Below are 18,090 nucleotides of genomic sequence, written 5' to 3' on the forward strand. Positions count from 1 at the left end.
ATTCTTGACTTAATTAGCCAAATTAGTTAACCTTAAAAGGCAACTGCGTCAAATTGCGGGACTGGCGGAATTGGTAGACGCGCTAGATTCAGATTCTAGTGTCCGCAAGGACTTTCGGGTTCAAGTCCCGAGTTCCGCATCAGATTAGGATCGAGGTAAATATTTAAAGATCCCCAATGATTACTAGTATTAAGAACCCTCTTGTTAAGCAGATCAAGAAGTTACATCGTACTAAGGGACGGCGTGAACAAAACCTATTGCTTTTGGAAGGGACTCACTTATTAAGGACGGCTTGTCAGACCAATTGTTCCCTGGTGACATTATGTTTTACGGAACAATGGCAAGTTCGTAATCCTCAATTATGGACAATTGCATCTCAAAAGGCGCAACGTATCGAACTCGTTACCACAGAAGTGCTGCAGTCAATGACAACTACTGTTAAGCCTGATGGCGTAGTTGCAACCATGGTTTCCCTTAAACAGCCAGAATCAGCGATCACTAATTTTCAGTTGGGTTTAATCTTAGAAAGACTACAAGATCCAGGGAATTTAGGAACGATTATTCGGACTGCAGTGGCTACCGAAGTTAATGGAATCTGGCTAACTGATGACAGTGTTGAAGTTGATAATCCGAAAGTCTTAAGAAGTTCTGCAGGTGCTTGGTTTCATATTCCTATGATAGTGAGTTTTGATTTGTCTACTGTCATTAAAAACTATCAACAGAAAGGTGTACAAGTCATTGCAACTTTACCAACTGCAACCCAACCTTATTGGGAAATAGATTTGACTCAACCTACTCTAATTTTATTGGGAAATGAAGGAGCAGGGTTATCCCAAAAATTAGTAGCTTTAGCTGATAAAATTGTTAGCATTCCTTTAGGAAAAAGAGTCGAGTCATTAAATGTAGCTATAGCCTGTGCTGTACTTTTGTATGAAGGAAAACGACAACGAGTTAACAGAAAAATATCTTCTATGCTGAACTGAGTCTACTAAGTCAGTATCTAACAACTCCTAAAACTATTAGGTTAACTGCATTTTAAAATTACACGGCAATAATTTTAGTCTTTCCAGGTTTTTTATAAAGTCATCACAGCTACTCTCGAAAAGCCATTATTTTTTCTTAAAATTGTCCTAATTTATTTTCGGCAAATGTCCTTGGTTCTATCCGTTAAATGTTTTCAAGTGTTCCTAATTTAATTTGAGTAATATTGAAAATTATCAACTTGAACTAACACCATATCTTAGCATATTAGAGTAGTAGAAAAGATTTTATACATAAATAGTTATTTAAGCTCATTTTTGTCAACTATAAACTTTAAATACTTCAAGAATCAATCGTGTTTACTCGGACATACAGATAGTAAATACTACATCATTGATTAACCTGAATTTAAGGTTAATCAATGATGTAGTTTAATGCAAGCCAACGCAGTTGGCTACCATACCATTTAGTTGGTCATCAGCGGCAAAACTTTTATAACAACGCAAAAGTATGACTTTAATCGTTTAAAACGGCGATAATACACTTCTAACCCATAGATTTTCGCAGATAAACAACAAATCTACCTTTTTATATTTTAATGCTGCTTTAGTCTATTCCAATCAAATAAAAGGTAAATCTTTCTAAGTTATATTTGGGAAATTTTTTACTTAAAAAGCTGGAAAATAGAGGATTTGTTATTCTCCTAAGAGAAACTATCAAAATTTCATATACGAGATAAATTCGAGAAAGAGCTATCGAAAAAATAGTATTTTTTATTTAAATAATTTGATCAGTAGTAAAGCAAGAATAAAGGAATATTTTTTAATAGTTAATCGAGGTGTTGGGGGTAAAGGCTACTCTATCTTGACTTTTAATAAACTGTAAATCTAAAAAATGGGCTAATCCTGTCTAAAATTGTAATGATTTTTTTCTGTTCTAACTATGTCCAACATCCCCTGCTGTCTGAGTTCATGTTTCAATCCTCACTTTTAACAAAATTGTTGGAAGTGAGGATTGAACAAAAATCCTATTTGCCCACATTTTAGAAGATAAGAGGACTGTTAAAGTGTTAAGTATTTTACACAGCCTCTCAAGAATACTCTTTCTAATAAAAACTGTATATAGTTTGCATTTCTAAGTTTGTCAAATATTGAGAGGGTTTTTGAGTCGCAGGGAAAGTATGACGATCTAATTGAACTTGCAACCCTAACATTGGATCATCCCCTGATGAAATGAGAAATTCTAGACGTTGGATACTCTTCCAACCAGAAAGTTCATCAAGGATCTCAGCTATTGCCTGTAAATAAGGATGTTTTGAGTTTCTATACCAGTGAGGATTAACCATTTTTCCTTGTTCAAACCCTAGATGAAAAATCAAGGAAGGACTACCAAACAAAGCAATTGCGACAGGTCTAACTTCTTCCTGTAAAAATAATTGAGCTGAACGTCCTAACTTTCGTAGTTTCTCTAAATTAACATAACGTTCTTTAGCTGAGCTCTCCTTGATTTCCCAATCAATAGCGACTGTTATTAAATAAGTATTTAATAATAAATGCCCTAATTTGTCAGCTTTTGTTGCTAAATAACTGGAATTATAATTATTAGATTCAATTAATAAAGGAACTCTATCTACTACTTCTAAACCGTATCCTTTCAGACCAGCAATTTTTCGGGGATTGTTCGTAATCAAACGAATTTGTTCAATACCCAAATCATTTAACATTTGTGCTCCCATACCATAATCGCGTAAATCAGCCGGAAACCCTAATCTTTCATTAGCTTCCACCGTATCGAGTCCCATATCTTGTAAGGAATAAGCTTTTAATTTATTAACTAACCCAATACCTCGCCCTTCCTGGCGTAAATAAACGACGACCCCTAACCCAGCCTCCTCAATCATTTTCAAGGCGGTTTGCAGTTGCATCCGACAGTCACAACGTAGTGATCCTAAGGCATCCCCTGTTAAACATTCTGAGTGCATTCGCACCATGACCGGTTGATCCATAAACTGTGCGGGATCTCCCTTAACAATCGCTATATGTTCAGTTCCATCGAGAACATTACGATAGGCATAAACCTGAAATGTCCCAAATTTACTGGGAAATTGACAGACTGTTTCCCGATAGACAAAGCGATCATGTTGAAGACGATAACTGATTAAATCAGCAATGCTAATGAGTTTTAAATGATGTTTTTGGGCATACTCGAACAGTTGAGGGAGTCGTGCCATAGAACCGTCAGAGTTTTGAATTTCGCAGATTACCCCAGCTGGATATAATCCTGCTAACCTCGATAAATCAACGGCTGATTCCGTATGGCCAGCACGTTTAAGAACACCCCCTTCTTTGGCTCGGATCGGAAAAATATGCCCTGGACGGGTTAAGTCGTCAGGGTGGGTATGGGGGTTAATTGCTACTTGGATGGTACGGGCACGATCATCAGCAGAAATACCCGTCGTTACCCCCAAATGGGGTGCAGCATCAATACTGACGGTAAAGGCAGTTTGATTACTATCAGTATTTTTTGTAACCATCAGGGGCAAATCTAAGGAATCGAGGCGTTCCCCCATCATGGCTAAACAAATTAACCCCCGTGCCTCTACTGCCATAAAATTAATCATATTCGGAGTAGCAAATTGGGCAGCACAGATTATATCTCCTTCATTTTCTCGATTTTCGTCATCTACTACCACAACGGAGCGACCGGCTTTAATATCAGCTAAAGCAGCATCGATAGAATCAAATTTGGTACTTGAGTTTGATGAAGCGTCCACAGGCAATTGAAGTATTGATAGAGTTTTTAGTTAATAGTTCTATTTTGACATTTTCACCAATGAACTATTAAAATCTGTTGTCTTGACATGGTCTAAAGTCTTTAGAGATCTTCGTCTGCAATTGGATTATGGTTTTCAACCGAAGAAATCGCCTGAGTGACACTTTCAGGGAAGATAACCACCAATCTCCTCTTATCCATGCGATCCAATTCTGTTTAAATATCCACAATTTCACCTAAAACCGCTTTATTCTGAGCTTCAAGATTGTTCCGTTAAATTTTTTTAATAAGAGAATCGACAACTCCCCCGTGATTACGTCCACATTCAAAATCATTTTCCTTAAGAAGAGTGCGGTTAAATACCTGAGCGGCAATTTTCTCCTGGGGGTTCCTGGGAGAAACAACAAACCTAATACGGAGGCTGCTACATTAGTAGATAACTCTTAACTGAGGAAAACGTGCAGACGGCAGCTTTTTGTACACCACAAATAAACAATCTAATTTGAAGTCAAATGCTGAGCCCATTGTACAACAACCAGTATTATTAATACATGATTATTCATAAAAATCTTGTTAAATTACGACGTTACCTTATGATAGAATCCTCTCTGTTGGTTTTATCTCGACATAGGTAGACGACTTTCGGACAACATTTTTTAAATATATTGACTATTCTTGTGCAAATTGATGTTATAACCTTATTCCCTGATTTTTTTACTTCCCCTCTTCAAGAGGGACTCTTAGGAAGAGCTTTGGTTAAAGAGATTGCCAGAGTTAATCTCGTCAATCCTCGCAGATTCGCTCTTGATAAGCACCATCGCGTAGATGATGAACCCTACGGAGGAGGAGTAGGAATGCTTCTGAAACCTGAGCCTATTTTTGCGGCAGTAGAGTCTTTATCCGTATTGGCCAAACCCAATATCATTTTACTGACTCCTCAAGGACAACCTCTTAACCAACCCTTACTACGAAAATTAGCCACTGAGTATAATCAATTGATTCTCATTTGTGGCCATTATGAAGGAGTGGATGACCGTATTCGCCACTTAGTTGATCAAGAAATTTCTTTAGGAGATTTTGTTCTAACCTGTGGAGAAATTCCCGCATTAGCTTTAATTAACGGAGTCGTTCGTCTTTTACCTGGAACAGTCGGTAAGATTGAATCTCTTAAAGCTGAGAGTTTTGAAGCTGGGCTACTCGATTATCCCCAATATACTCGTCCCCCTATTTTTCGGGGTTGGGAAGTTCCTGAAGTGTTAAGATCAGGAAATCATCAAGCGATTGAACAATGGCGTTATCAACAACAACTTCAAAGAACTCAAGAACGCCGATCTGACTTGTGGGAAAAATGGTTAAAATCTTCTCAAGGCAATAAATAAATCCAAGATCAAGACTTGAATTGAATTGGTTTGATCAACTGCCCCAATAATTATGATAACAGTCTAAATCGAATTTAGTCTATTGATATTGACATTTTTGAAGATTTTCTTGAGATTATCCTAAATAGAGTTCCGTTCACACTGCATCACTTTTAGTCCATTTTACCTCCTGGGCAAACTTTTTGATAAAATTAGTTGAAATATGACAAGGATAGTGGGCAGATAACCAGAAATTCGTCCCCTGAGTCATTTCCCACTAAAAGAAAAGTTAACACCAATGTTTTAGCGGTCATCAGTATCTACTTATTCATAGGAACTACAATCAATTTATTCTGGAGTTCAGAATGGGAAAGTGAATGATTTTAATGAGAGCAAACAAGTAGAATGAGTCCTAAAACACTATAATTATCACTGATAACTTTGGATTTGTTCACAAAACTCTCGACTAGTAAAAATTTAGTAAATTTTCTGGGCAGTCATCAGAAAGTAACAGAACTATTTCTCATTTCTAAGTAGTTTTTAGTTCATTTAAAGTTCATTATTAAAAAATAAAGTATCTAAACAAGTTATTAAGTTTTGTTAGTTATTATCCAATTACTCAGTTAACAGTCAAAAAATAGCTGTCAGAAATGTTCGATGAAACCTTTTTTTATTGTCGTCGATAAAACCTTGTGTATACAGTTCCTAAGTAATAGAATAGCCCGTCAAGTTAGAAGCCGAATCTTTGTTCATTTTTGGGATCAACAAAAAGGACTTCTTCTCACTCATATCTGACTGCTTCATCCCATTTATAACTAAAAAGGTGGCGCCAAATATAAAGTGTTGCTTATACATAAAATGTTGAAGTTATAAATTAGAGCTATTTTGTTGATTTTTTTCAAAGAAAGCTAAAATATTTCAAAAGACCTCCCATTTCCATAATATAATTGGCTATGCGTACTATTCAAGAAATTAATGAAAAAATCCTTCGCCAACAGGTGGTGGTGTGGACTGTCGAAGAACTGAAAACACGAGTACAAGATAGTAGTGTAGAACAAGCGTTTGAGGAAGTAGATGTTATTTGTACGGGAACTTTTGAACCGATGGAATCTTCCGGAGCAATTATTAACCTAGGCCATACAGATCCCCCTATTAAAATTCGTCAATGTTGGCTTGAGGGAATTCCAGCCTATGCAGGATTTGGAGCGGTGGATTTATACTTAGGCGCAACGGCGATGATTGATTATGCTGTTACTGGAGAAGGAGCTGATGGAGATAATCGTCAGGGAACAGCTATATCAGAACGAGGCGGGGGTCATGTTATTGAAGATTTAATTGCTGGTCAACCCGTTTCTTTACGGGCGGTTGGCCAGGCGACTGATTGTTATCCTAGAACTTCTTTTGAGACCACTATTACCCGTGAGACTATTAATCAATTTTATTTGTATAATCCGCGCAACCTATATCAGAATTTTATTGTGGGGGTTAATGGAGGTGATCATTCCCTCTATACTTATCTTGGCCCTTTGCAACCAGAATTAGGCAACGCAGTTTATTCTAATCCAGGGGCGATTGGACCGTTAATTAATGATCCTAACTTAGAAGTGATTGGCATCGGAACCCGTATTTTCCTTGGTGGTGGTATTGGTTATATTGCTTGGGAAGGGACTCAACATTTTCCTTTACAAAAACGTTTACCTAATAAAACTCCTATTGGCCCGGCAGCTACTTTAGCCTTGATAGGAGATGCTAAAGAAATGTCATCCAAATGGGTTCGGGGGTGTTACTTCCACAAGTATGGCCCGTCTTTAATGTTGGGAGTAGGAATTCCCTTACCGGTTCTTTCTCCCGACGTAATTAAACATTGTGCAGTTAACGATCAGGAAATTGTTGCTCCTGTGGTCGATTTTGCTATTCCCCGTCGGGTTCGTCCTACCTTTGGTTTAGTTAGTTATGCTCAACTCAAAAGTGGAAAAATAAGCATTGAGGGGAAAACAGTTCGAGTTGCTCCTTTAGCCAGTATTTCTCGTTCTCGGCAAGTTGCCCAAGAACTTAAGCAATGGATTAAAGCAGGAGAGTTTACCCTAACCGAACCCGTGGTTTCTTTACCAAAAAATCGGGCTTTTATTCCTCAAGATTTATGGGGATCTCGTATTAGTCTGGATTAGATGGGAGCAGAGACGTTGCAAGCAACGTCTCTATAGTTTGGTATATATGGTGATACCTTCCTCAATGTAGAATCTAGCTTCCCCACATTTTGACCATAATAGTTTCTGGTGGAATATCAGCTACCTTATCAGTAGAGGATTGAATGCCAATATAACGCTCAGATCCCAATGGTAACAATTTTGTTGAGTCTGTAGGTCCAAACAAAGCAAAGGTATAAGTCCCTACCGCGACGGCTAACTGAAGAGGATCACTATCAGTACAGAGGATCAAATTAGCCCCTGCGATAATAGCTGCCAGTTTACCGACATCCCCAGGTCGAGTTACTTTGAGCATGGGATAATTTTCTTGCATCAAAATGGTTTGCTCCAAATTATTGCTATCTTGCAATAACACTACTGATAAATTTGGCTGTTTTTGTTTAATACCATCGATAATAGTTCTCCATTGCTCAACTGGATAAATAGCTTTGGACTCTTGAGGAATTTGACTTGAACCATTATAGAGCAGCATATAACTATCTTTTAGGTCAAGTCGTCGCTGTTCAGCTCGCGCCCAATCAATATCTTCCGTTGGAACGGCAATTGTTAGGGGAGGACAGGAAGATTGAATCCCAAAACCGGTTAGCAGGTCGTGGGCAACATGAGAAGCGTACTGTTCTGTTTTAAGAGGAACAGGGTTAGATACTAACCAGGATGTTTGGCTTCGATACCCAACTCTTAAAGGAATGCCATTCAACCACAAAAGTAGGTCAATGGTCCACTTTTGTCCTAAATTAAGAGCGATATCATATTCGCGATCGCGGATCATACCCAAGACGTTCAAATAATCAGCTAATCCATTGCGATCTTGATAATCAAAAATGAGAATGTCATGAATACAGGGACACACCCGATAAGCCAATTTAGCACGGGGTTCAACCATGACATCAATTGTGGCGTTTGGATATTGGTTTTTTAGATCTTCGAGGGTAGGAAAAAATAAGATTTGGTCGCCAATTCCCCCAGGAACCAGGGCTAGTATTCGCATAGGCACGATCCTTCGGCTTAATCACAGCACAACAGATTCATTCTAAGGGAAGATTCCCCTAAATCCCTTATCTGTTCAGAATAAATTCTTTTTATCAGTAAAAGTTATTTCATTTTTACTCCCTAACTATAAGTTAGGCTTATAGAAGCTGTCTAAATCTGTCATGTAGAAATTAGATAATATTAGTTTTAATATTTTGACTAAATTTATATTTATAGTGTTAAATACTTCACTCCGTTTAATAAATCTAATTCTAGATTGAGGATCATCTACTATTTTTTCTAATCAAATTTTAAATAAAGTTAAAATAGTTTATTTTTTTTAAAATAGACCCAGCAGCAATTTTTTTTATAAAAATTTAGTTCCTAAGAAACTTCATTAAACAAGTTAAATAACTATGAGAGATTTGCATTGAACAATAAAACTACCTATTTTAGGATTAATTATTATTAATTCAATAGAACTTGCATAAAAGATTTTTTTTAAAAAATAAGTTTATCTATATAAATAAAAATGTATTAAAAGACTTCAAGTAAAAGTTGAATTGACGTAATTAAAAATACTAAAAATATTGTAAAAAAACTAGGATTAATTGACAAAAAATAGAAGGGATTGTAAAAGGTTTAGTGCAATAGTTATAAAAAAACTTAGATATTGAAACGGTTGGCAATCAGTTGAATTAATGTACTTACAAAAAAGATTAATTATTATTAAGTATTAGTAGTTTTGAATAAAGGAGTGAGCATAAAAAATATAAAAATGGGAAGTTTTTATAAAAAAATAACTAAAATAGTTACAAGTTTTACAGAAAAAAATTACTAAAATGATGATTTCAGTTACGAATACCAAAAATTTTTCAATAACTATGTGAATAAATTGATCTAATAAAGCAGACTAAATTAATAAGAAATCTTTTTTATGAACAAAAAGTAAATAATTAATTGAATTTTAAAAAAATAAACAACAGTTCAAAAAAAAAATTGGCTTAATAAAAATTAATATATCTTATTTAAAGATGAATAGGCTTGAAGTAAAAAATAAAAATCTGAATTAATGATGTGCATAAAATATTATTTTTAATCTAAAATATAGAATTATTAAAATTTACACTTTTAATAATCTATTAAAATAGATAAAACTAAATCTTCAGAACTATTTCGATTACTGGATTAGTATTCAAAATATTTATTGTGCCATCTTACCACAGAAAAGATATAAAAATTAGGTATTTTTTACAGAAATTATTATCTATTTTCTCAGTAAAAGTAAAAGCTATTGACTATAAATTAAAGTTAGTCAAAAGTAGATCTTATTAAAATCAAAAAATATATCAATTTTCAATCTCAAGTTTCTTGACTTTACATGTCACTAGTTAATTCTAGATCAATCTAATTGTTATTTAGATAAATGTGCAACATAAAAATAATTAGAAACTGCTAATTTTAGATGTAAGCTTGTCTAAAAGTTCAGTTAACAGAATTTAAAAAATAAGAATTATCAAAGTTTATTCGTGACTACAAACAATACTCAATGACGAGAACAAGACTAGAAATATTATGTTTATATACAAGGGTATGGAAAATTTTAAAATCTAAAAAAAAATGAATAATTCCGGATGTAACTAGTTTTTTTAAAAAAACTTAAAATAAAAAAAATAAAAGTTAGAGTTAAAAACTATCGGTTTAAAAAAATTAAAAAGTAGATTATTGAACACTTTAGATTTTTTTAAAAAAAGGGCATAGGAATACATGAGCTAGGTAAAATATAAACCAAGTAAAAATTTTTATTTTACTTTATATAAAGGCAATCTTAAAAAAAAAATACATTTTTTTAAATAAAAATATGTATTAAGCTAATACGATCTAAAATAAATAAACACAGTCCTTATTAAGGATAATTATTTAGTGCTTACAAGCAGTTTAATTCAAGTAAAACCAAAATATTTTTTTAGGAATTAACTTAAATCATAACAAAATACTAATTAATATAAATCGAAGTTTTTCAAGTTAAAGTTATTAACCATCTATTAATAACTTTAACTTGAAAAACTCTATGAATAAGAAAAAGAAACATACTTTGAAATATTCTTTAATGGACTCAAAGTTATTATCGAGAAAAAATTAGTGATAATGACTTCACTTTTATCAAAAAAATACAAATATTTTCTCTAAAGTTTATTGTATAGGTTTTCCTAAAAAAACTTATTTTTAGGGAAAAAAGCCAAAAACTGACTTAATAGCAAAAATTTACGGTGTATAAAATTCCTCAAACAAAAAACTATGGTACCTCACAACAGAGATAATTATGGTGGAAAAGAAAAAAAATAGTATAATCATAGACTGGACTATAAAAGTATCCTAGTGACCCTATACAGTCATTAATATCTATGATTTCAGGCGCAGTTTCCATAATTGAAGGCTATTTTTCAATTAATTTCCTTGAAATAATCCAAAAGTAACAAATTTCTGTTTTCTTCGAACAAGTTATTTGTTGAACTATAATCCTCCGTTTTAGAGATAAAAGTATTGTTATAACTAAGGAATTCTGGTACTTTCTTTATAAGAATTTACAAGTCTATGGATTAAAGTGCTGTGACGCCCAAGTTGTAGCGGGATTATCTATTCTGGAATAGAAGTTTTGTCCGGATTTAACCATCTATGAATTTTTGATCTTTTATTCAAGTATAAAGTATGAAACCACAAGCAGATTCACAGTTTGACTACGTTAAGATAAATTTAGCCTCTCCAGAACGCGTTCGTCAGTGGGGAGAAAGAACTCTTCCCAACGGTGTGGTGGTCGGAGAAGTTACTAAACCGGAGACCATTAACTACCGGACTCTAAAACCAGAAATGGATGGTTTATTCTGTGAACGTATTTTTGGACCTTCCAAAGACTGGGAATGTTGGTGTGGTAAGTATAAGCGGGTACGTCACCGAGGAATTGTCTGCGAACGGTGTGGCGTAGAGGTAACTGAATCTCGCGTGCGTCGCCATCGTATGGGTTTTATTAAATTAGCGGCATCCGTTACCCACGTTTGGTATCTTAAGGGAATTCCAAGTTACCTGAGTATCCTTTTAGATATGGCTTTGCGGGATGTGGAACAGATTGTTTATTTTAACTCCTATGTTGTCCTTGATCCAGGTAATGCCAGTAACTTATCCTACAAACAACTTTTAACCGAAGATCAGTGGATTGAGATCGAAGACCAAATCTACGCTGAAGACTCTGAACTGCAAGGAATTGAGGTGGGAATTGGTGCAGAAGCTATTCAACGGTTACTACGAGAAATTAATTTAGATGAAGTCGCTGAAAAACTCCGAGAAGAAATTCTCGAAAGTAAAGGGCAAAAACGAGCCAAATTAATTAAACGGTTACGGGTTATTGATAACTTCATTGCGACAGAATCTAGACCAGAATGGATGGTATTAGAAGTAATTCCGGTAATTCCTCCTGATTTACGCCCTATGGTTCAGCTGGATGGGGGTCGCTTTGCCACCTCCGACCTCAATGATCTTTATCGACGGGTGATTAACCGGAATAATCGTCTCGCCCGTTTGCAGGAAATTTTAGCGCCTGAAATCATTGTTCGCAACGAAAAACGAATGTTGCAAGAAGCAGTTGATGCACTAATTGATAACGGACGGCGAGGACGTACGGTTGTCGGAGCCAATAATCGCGCATTAAAATCCCTCTCGGATATTATTGAAGGGAAACAAGGTCGCTTTCGTCAAAACCTCTTAGGAAAACGAGTAGACTACTCTGGACGATCAGTTATTGTCGTTGGTCCTAAGCTAAAGATTTATCAGTGTGGCTTACCGAGAGAAATGGCAATCGAGTTGTTCCAACCTTTCGTCATTCATCGCTTGATTCGTTTAGGGTTAGTTAATAATATTAAGGCGGCTAAAAAGCTTATTATTCGTGAAGAACCTAGCGTATGGAATGTACTGGAAGAAGTCATTACAGGCCACCCCGTCATGCTTAATCGTGCACCAACTTTACACCGTTTAGGGATTCAAGCTTTTGAGCCAATTTTAGTAGAAGGTCGGGCAATTCAGTTACACCCGTTGGTCTGTCCGGCATTTAACGCTGACTTTGACGGCGACCAAATGGCAGTTCATGTTCCCCTTTCATTAGAATCTCAATCTGAAGCACGACTACTAATGTTAGCCTGTCATAACATTTTGTCCCCTGCAACAGGTAGGCCGATTGTGGCTCCTTCTCAAGATATGGTACTAGGATGTTATTATCTCACTGCTGAAAATCCAAAAGCACAAAAAGGAGCAGGTAACTATTTTGGAAGTTTTGATGACGCGCTAAAAGCTTACGAACAGGAAAAATTAGATTTACATGCCTATATTTGGCTCCGTATTGGTACAGATGAAGAAGTAGTCACTCTCAAACCTGATAAAGAAGTTCTCAAAACAGAAATCCTAGATGATGGAAGTTTAGTCAAACATTACCGCGAACGTAGAACGCGGGAAAAGGATGGGGAAATTCTCGCTCAATTTGTTCGTACTACTCCAGGTCGAATTATCTACAACAAAACTATTCGGGATGCACTGGTTGCCATTTAATTGACTGTCTTCTCAACAAGTAGATTTTTTGTAATGTAGTGGTTAGGAATTAGATTCCCAACCACTCTTTTAATAGTTAATATTTATTCTCTAAATTAAAATGACTGTATTTAACCAAGAACATTTATTATTTACTCCCACATCTCCTGAGTCTAACGCCATACCTGCTATTTTTGCTTTTCCTAATAAGTACACTATAGGAATTACCAGTTTGGGCTATCAATTAGTTTGGAGAACTTTGGCGTTAAGATCGGATGTTGATATCAGTCGTTTATTTACGGATATTTATGAACCTTTACCACGGTCACCTGAACTTTTAGGCTTTTCTTTTTCCTGGGAATTAGATTATATCAATATTCTTAATCTTCTAGAATCTTTCGATATTCCTTTTTATAGTAATCAACGAAGTAATCATCAACCTTTAGTATTTGGCGGAGGTCCGGTATTAACAGCTAATCCTGAACCGTTTGCTGCCTTTTTTGATGTGATTTTATTGGGAGATGGAGAAGAGTTATTGGATAGTTTTATTGATGCTTATCAAGAAATTAGAACAGCAGATCGTCAAGTAAAACTACGATATTTAGCTAATATACCAGGGATTTATATTCCCAGTTTATATGAGGTTACTTATTACAGTCTTGATGGTGGAGTAAAATCGATTGAACCGATTAGTAATGATATTCCAAATATTATCAAAAAACAAACCTATCAAGGCAACATATTATCTACTTCGACAGTAGTTACACAAAAGGCTGCTTGGGAAAATATTTATATGGTAGAAGTAGTGAGAAGTTGTCCTGAAATGTGTCGTTTTTGTCTTGCTAGTTATTTAACATTACCCTTTCGGACAGCTAGCCTAGAAGGTTCTTTAATTCCTGCTATTGAAAAGGGTTTGACAGTAACAAATAGAATTGGATTGTTAGGTCCATCTGTCACCCAACATCCGGAATTTGACATTTTGCTAGATTATTTATCACAATCTAAATATGAAGATGTTCGCCTGAGTATTGCTTCAGTTCGAACTAACACAGTTACGAAAAAGTTGGCTAGAACTTTAGCTAATAGAGGAACTCATTCTATCACCATTGCGATTGAAAGTGGCTCAGAGGAAATTCGCAAAATTATTAATAAAAAGTTAACTAACAGAGAAATAATTCAAGCAGCAATTAATGCTAAAGCAGGGGGGTTGAAAGCAATAAAATTTTATGGTATGGTAGGACTTCCTAGGGAAAAAGATTCAGATATAGAAGCTACTATTAGAATGTTGGAAGATGTTGGAAGAGTTGCCCCTGGATTAAGATTAACCTTTGGTTGCAGTACCTTTGTCCCCAAATCTCACACTCCATTTCAATGGTTTGGGGTTAATAATGAGGCTAAAGAAAGACTGAAATATTTAGAGAAACAGTTGGGGAAAAGAGGAATTAATTTTCGTCCAGAAAGCTACAAATGGTCCTTGATTCAAGCTTTAATTTCTAGGGGTGATCGCCGTTTATCAAAGTTATTAGAATTAACTAGAAATTATGGAGATACATTAGGAAGTTATAAACGAGCATTTAAAGAATTAAAAGGAAAATTACCTCCCTTAGATTTTTATGTTCATAAAGATTGGAAAAAAGAGCAAATATTACCTTGGTATCATTTACACGGACCCTTATCACAGCAAACTTTAATGAAACATTTAGATGAATCGATGAGTAATTCTTAAATATTACTTTTATCTTTCCTGTCTTTACTCAAGAGACAACAATTAGGTTTTACTAAGTAAACTTATAAAAGTTTATTTAATGATATAAATAGCTGTGGCTAGTATAGTGTCCCTAATAATATTCATTTGGAAGATATTGACTATTATTAGTCTACATAGAAAGTAGTCGCATTGTCTGCTGTTATGATAATAACATTTTTTGAGTTATATTTTAATTGACTTGTTCATACTATTTAATAAGAATGAATTAGGATAAACAAACTTTTCAGTCAATAGTTTGGTTTATATTTTATTATTATATTTCTTATCAAAGAACTCAGAGAAGACGACCTCCCACAAATAGAATAACCGCTAATAGCAACTATGCAATAAATATTACCATCCTTACTGACTAGAAAAAATAGAATATATTTTTAGACAAAAGTAGCATTATCGAGATACTCACTTGAGGATGAGAGATAATTTTAAACTTCAATCTTTTGTAAGATATACTGATAGCTTTACCAAAATCTTGATAGCATCTCAGTGCTAATTTAATTTTTCTTGATTTTAATTAAATTAAATCTTGTTTTTATTACATATATTTAGCAAAATTAATTTCTCTTATTACTTAAATTTTCTTATATCAGGTTTCTGTTAACGCAGTATCATGAAATCACTTTTGTGAGAAAGTCCTTTTTTTATTATTTTTATTTTTTTTAAAAAATAATAGTTAAATAAAATATAGTTAAATAAAATTTTGAAAAATAGTTGTTTTTTTATGACTTTTTTATAAATTCAATTTAATTTCTATATAAACAGAATAACTATCAACTTTTTCATCGATTGCTTCGTAATTAAATCAATCATCTTAAGGCAAAATATTATCGATATAAACACAAGTTTTATTGACTTTAAACAGTAAATTATTTTCTTAGTAATAAGATTATTGCTTATATAAATAAGTGAATTATAAAAAGAATACAAATACTCCGAAAAGACAATATTTATTGTCAATAAATTTATTTTTATATTTTTTATAAAATAAGCGGATAACTCTTATAAGGTCTTTCTTTAGAAGAAGAGTGTAATTGATTTCTCTATTTTTGGGCATAATTTGATTCATAAAAACTAAAAAATGTGGATAATGTTCTACATTCAGTATCAAAATCGATTATTATTCCAAATAATCGATATTTAATTCAAATTATTTACCTTGCAAATTAGGTTTAGATTTAGACGTTAGACTTTTGACATAAATCAAACTTATGCCAAAAGTGATTATGTCCTAGAACATAGATTACAATAACAACATCAGCCTTGAAGAAAAATTTCCCTCAATCAATCTCCCGAATAATTCTTGTATTTGCTAAATAGGTGTTCTATTTCAAGTTGTTAACAATCAATCAATTCAACGATACTACTTTTAATTTGTACAACTCCCAATTAATAATTGAAATTCAGATAAAACATAGCAAATCTCTGTTTTTCAAAAATTATTCCTTCTTCTAAAAAAAAGAAACAACTTAATTCAAAGTTACCAGTTATTTTTTGCCCAAACTGGATGAGTAAATAAAGAAGCTGTAACCCTGACTCCTCGTAGTTGATTTAATAGAGGAAGGTGTCCTACAGGTGCGCTTAAATCCCAGGTAAACTCATTGGGATAAAACGTCCAATTATTCTCTTTTTTCCAGCCAATTTTTGGCCATAATTTAGTAAAATCTTTTCCTACAGATAGCCAAAGTTTTCGTTGTACTGAGAAGCCAAATCTTCCTTCTGAATAAACCCACCACAGAGAATTAATGGTATGCAAATCAGTAGCAGGGAATTGTTCAACTTCGGTAAAATAAACCCATTTACGCTTAACTGATGCCTCTCCTGCCAATTCACATAGTTTTTGTCGTGTAACAGTATCAGCGTCTTTAAATTTTTGATTGATGAGTAAGTCCTTGAGGAGTTGATAATCAATGTTGCATTCTGACTCGAGAGCGACAACCCCACAAGGAAAATGAATTTGTAAAAATTCTTGAATTTTTGGTACGTTTACTTGGTAAAGGGCTTGATACACCTTCCCTACCACTATATTGGGGGTTGTCATCTCCGATAACAGCAAAAATGTCATCAATACTTTCCAACTTGCTTCTCCCATACTTATTAATTGGGGAATCGTCTGAAGCTGTTTTTTAGTGGACTTTACCAAAAACTTACTCATCTCTGGTGAAAAATTATCACTTGTATTCCAAACTGTAGCGATGTTTTGCTCAGTCATGAGATCACCTGTCGACTCTTGCCTTCACTATTAATATCACTAATTGAGATTAATTAACTTAAGGTTTAAAGTTTATCTAGATATGTATAGATAAATTGGGGTTAGGAAGTAAAAATTTTTTTTATTAATCTCATCTCCTAAGATTTCAGGTTTTATTAATTCATAAGACATTTCCAAATACAACACGCATAACTTGTTTCATAATGAAAATACCTAAGGTATCTATCTTTTCATGGCGACAACATTTAGCTCGTCTGGCTATTTAGCCTACAATAAAATAGCAATTAAAGGATACATCTATCAACTTATCAGTAATGCATACTATTTCTACTTTTTTTAAAAAAATACTTAGTTATTCTCAATTGTTGAGTGACTTAACTGCTAACTTTTCCTCAGATTATCTGATTAAGATAAGGACAATTCAAGAGAATTATAGGAAAAGATTAGGTTTATTTAAACTCTTTAGTTTGACTGACTAATTTTTAAGCTGTCGTGCATTGAAAAAACTGATTTGATACGTTAGCCGATTTTAGATAAAATCTTACAGATAAATTATTATCGGAAGTTTAAAAAAATGGTGATTTTTTCTATAGTCTCATCGACTTATTAATTAATATTTTTGGTAGGTAGAAGACGAAGGTTTTACTAATATAAATATTCATACAAGTCTAGATTTTACTTCGATAATCATTTTGTATCTCTATATTTAAGTAATCAAAGTTAAATTTATATTGCTTCAATTAATCTTGTTTAGAGTAACCATCTTGAATAAGAATATGTTTAACTGTCTTAGCTAAATCATAGCTTATCTGAAAATATCCTTTCGGCAATTTTATGAATTTTTATTTGGTACAATTTCTCTTCTATTCAATTTACTTCTAGACTATTAACTTAGGAAAAAATATAGATATAATTAGTTTCCTTCCTATTGTTTTAATTTTGCCTTAACTCAACTACTTGTACGCACTTAGTTGTTATGAAGAACAATTCTATATATTATTAAAATTTTCATTTTTTTCTGAAAAATTTTAGATATATCTGATATATTTTTTGTTCCAAGTTCTTTTTTCTTCGACTTCTTGATGAGAATAAAAATCCTTCCTTCCCTGACATAATCTATCTAGAAATAGAAATTGTTTTTCTTGATTGTATTTTATAAAAATTTCACATAGTCTTTATTAGACTAAATTTTTAAGTTCATTTACATCCAGATTTTTTCAAACTACCTTTTCATTCTACATTTAGACTAAGCTTAGT

General features: G+C 33.7%; 8 protein-coding genes and 1 tRNA gene. 6 read left to right on the forward strand and 3 right to left on the reverse strand.

Translation table 11 applies throughout. From position 1 onward, the window contains the following. Nucleotides 1–55 precede the first annotated feature (55 nt). Both P3F56_RS08415 and P3F56_RS08420 read left to right on the forward strand, forming a co-directional pair. Nucleotides 56–139, forward strand: a tRNA-Leu gene (locus P3F56_RS08415). 37 nt (nucleotides 140–176) lie between these two features. Then, complete coding sequence (locus P3F56_RS08420; RefSeq protein ID WP_281152427.1) at nucleotides 177–983, forward strand: TrmH family RNA methyltransferase; 807 nt, start codon at nucleotides 177–179, stop codon at nucleotides 981–983. 1,103 nt (nucleotides 984–2,086) lie between these two features. Here P3F56_RS08420 and ribBA read toward each other — a convergent pair. Further along, nucleotides 2,087–3,754 (reverse strand): bifunctional 3,4-dihydroxy-2-butanone-4-phosphate synthase/GTP cyclohydrolase II, encoded by a 1,668-nt coding sequence (gene ribBA, locus P3F56_RS08425; RefSeq protein WP_281152428.1) that lies wholly within the window; start codon nucleotides 3,752–3,754, stop codon nucleotides 2,087–2,089. A 676-nt stretch (nucleotides 3,755–4,430) separates the two neighbouring features. Here ribBA and trmD point away from each other — a divergent pair. After that, on the forward strand, nucleotides 4,431–5,132 hold the full coding sequence (gene trmD, locus P3F56_RS08430; protein WP_281152429.1) for a tRNA (guanosine(37)-N1)-methyltransferase TrmD: 702 nt from the start codon (nucleotides 4,431–4,433) through the stop codon (nucleotides 5,130–5,132). A gap of 932 nt (nucleotides 5,133–6,064) precedes the next feature. Continuing rightward, the gene (locus tag P3F56_RS08435) at nucleotides 6,065–7,279 is read left to right on the forward strand and encodes a homocysteine biosynthesis protein (protein WP_281152430.1); all 1,215 of its coding nucleotides are present in this window, start codon (nucleotides 6,065–6,067) and stop codon (nucleotides 7,277–7,279) included. 73 nt (nucleotides 7,280–7,352) lie between these two features. Here P3F56_RS08435 and P3F56_RS08440 read toward each other — a convergent pair whose 3' ends face one another. After that, nucleotides 7,353–8,306: a glycosyltransferase family 9 protein gene (locus P3F56_RS08440; RefSeq protein WP_281153779.1), complete on the reverse strand. Its 954-nt coding sequence runs from the start codon at nucleotides 8,304–8,306 to the stop codon at nucleotides 7,353–7,355. 2,690 nt (nucleotides 8,307–10,996) lie between these two features. Between P3F56_RS08440 and P3F56_RS08445 the strand changes: the two genes are divergently transcribed. Further along, a complete protein-coding gene (locus P3F56_RS08445) occupies nucleotides 10,997–12,880 on the forward strand; it encodes a DNA-directed RNA polymerase subunit gamma (RefSeq protein WP_281152431.1) in 1,884 nt (627 codons plus the stop codon). A gap of 100 nt (nucleotides 12,881–12,980) precedes the next feature. Beyond that, the gene (locus P3F56_RS08450; protein WP_281152432.1) at nucleotides 12,981–14,585 is read left to right on the forward strand and encodes a B12-binding domain-containing radical SAM protein; all 1,605 of its coding nucleotides are present in this window, start codon (nucleotides 12,981–12,983) and stop codon (nucleotides 14,583–14,585) included. A gap of 1,516 nt (nucleotides 14,586–16,101) precedes the next feature. Here P3F56_RS08450 and P3F56_RS08455 read toward each other — a convergent pair. Further along, entirely contained in the window at nucleotides 16,102–16,833 is a 732-nt protein-coding gene (locus P3F56_RS08455; protein WP_281152433.1) for a GUN4 domain-containing protein, read from the reverse strand. Nucleotides 16,834–18,090: the final 1,257 nt, after the last annotated feature.

Origin of the sequence: cyanobacterium endosymbiont of Epithemia clementina EcSB (genome assembly GCF_029919255.1) — a bacterium.
Taxonomy (GTDB): domain Bacteria; phylum Cyanobacteriota; class Cyanobacteriia; order Cyanobacteriales; family Microcystaceae; genus Rippkaea.

What these genes read in the sequence shown, in the direction of transcription:
- P3F56_RS08420 (WP_281152427.1), top strand. Translation starts at nt 177, where the DNA reads ATGATTACTAGTATTAAGAACCCTCTTGTTAAGCAGATCAAGAAGTTA.
- P3F56_RS08435 (WP_281152430.1), top strand. Translation starts at nt 6,065, where the DNA reads ATGCGTACTATTCAAGAAATTAATGAAAAAATCCTTCGCCAACAGGTG.
- P3F56_RS08440 (WP_281153779.1), bottom strand. Translation starts at nt 8,306, where the DNA reads ATGCGAATACTAGCCCTGGTTCCTGGGGGAATTGGCGACCAAATCTTA.
- P3F56_RS08445 (WP_281152431.1), top strand. Translation starts at nt 10,997, where the DNA reads ATGAAACCACAAGCAGATTCACAGTTTGACTACGTTAAGATAAATTTA.
- P3F56_RS08450 (WP_281152432.1), top strand. Translation starts at nt 12,981, where the DNA reads ATGACTGTATTTAACCAAGAACATTTATTATTTACTCCCACATCTCCT.
- P3F56_RS08455 (WP_281152433.1), bottom strand. Translation starts at nt 16,833, where the DNA reads ATGACTGAGCAAAACATCGCTACAGTTTGGAATACAAGTGATAATTTT.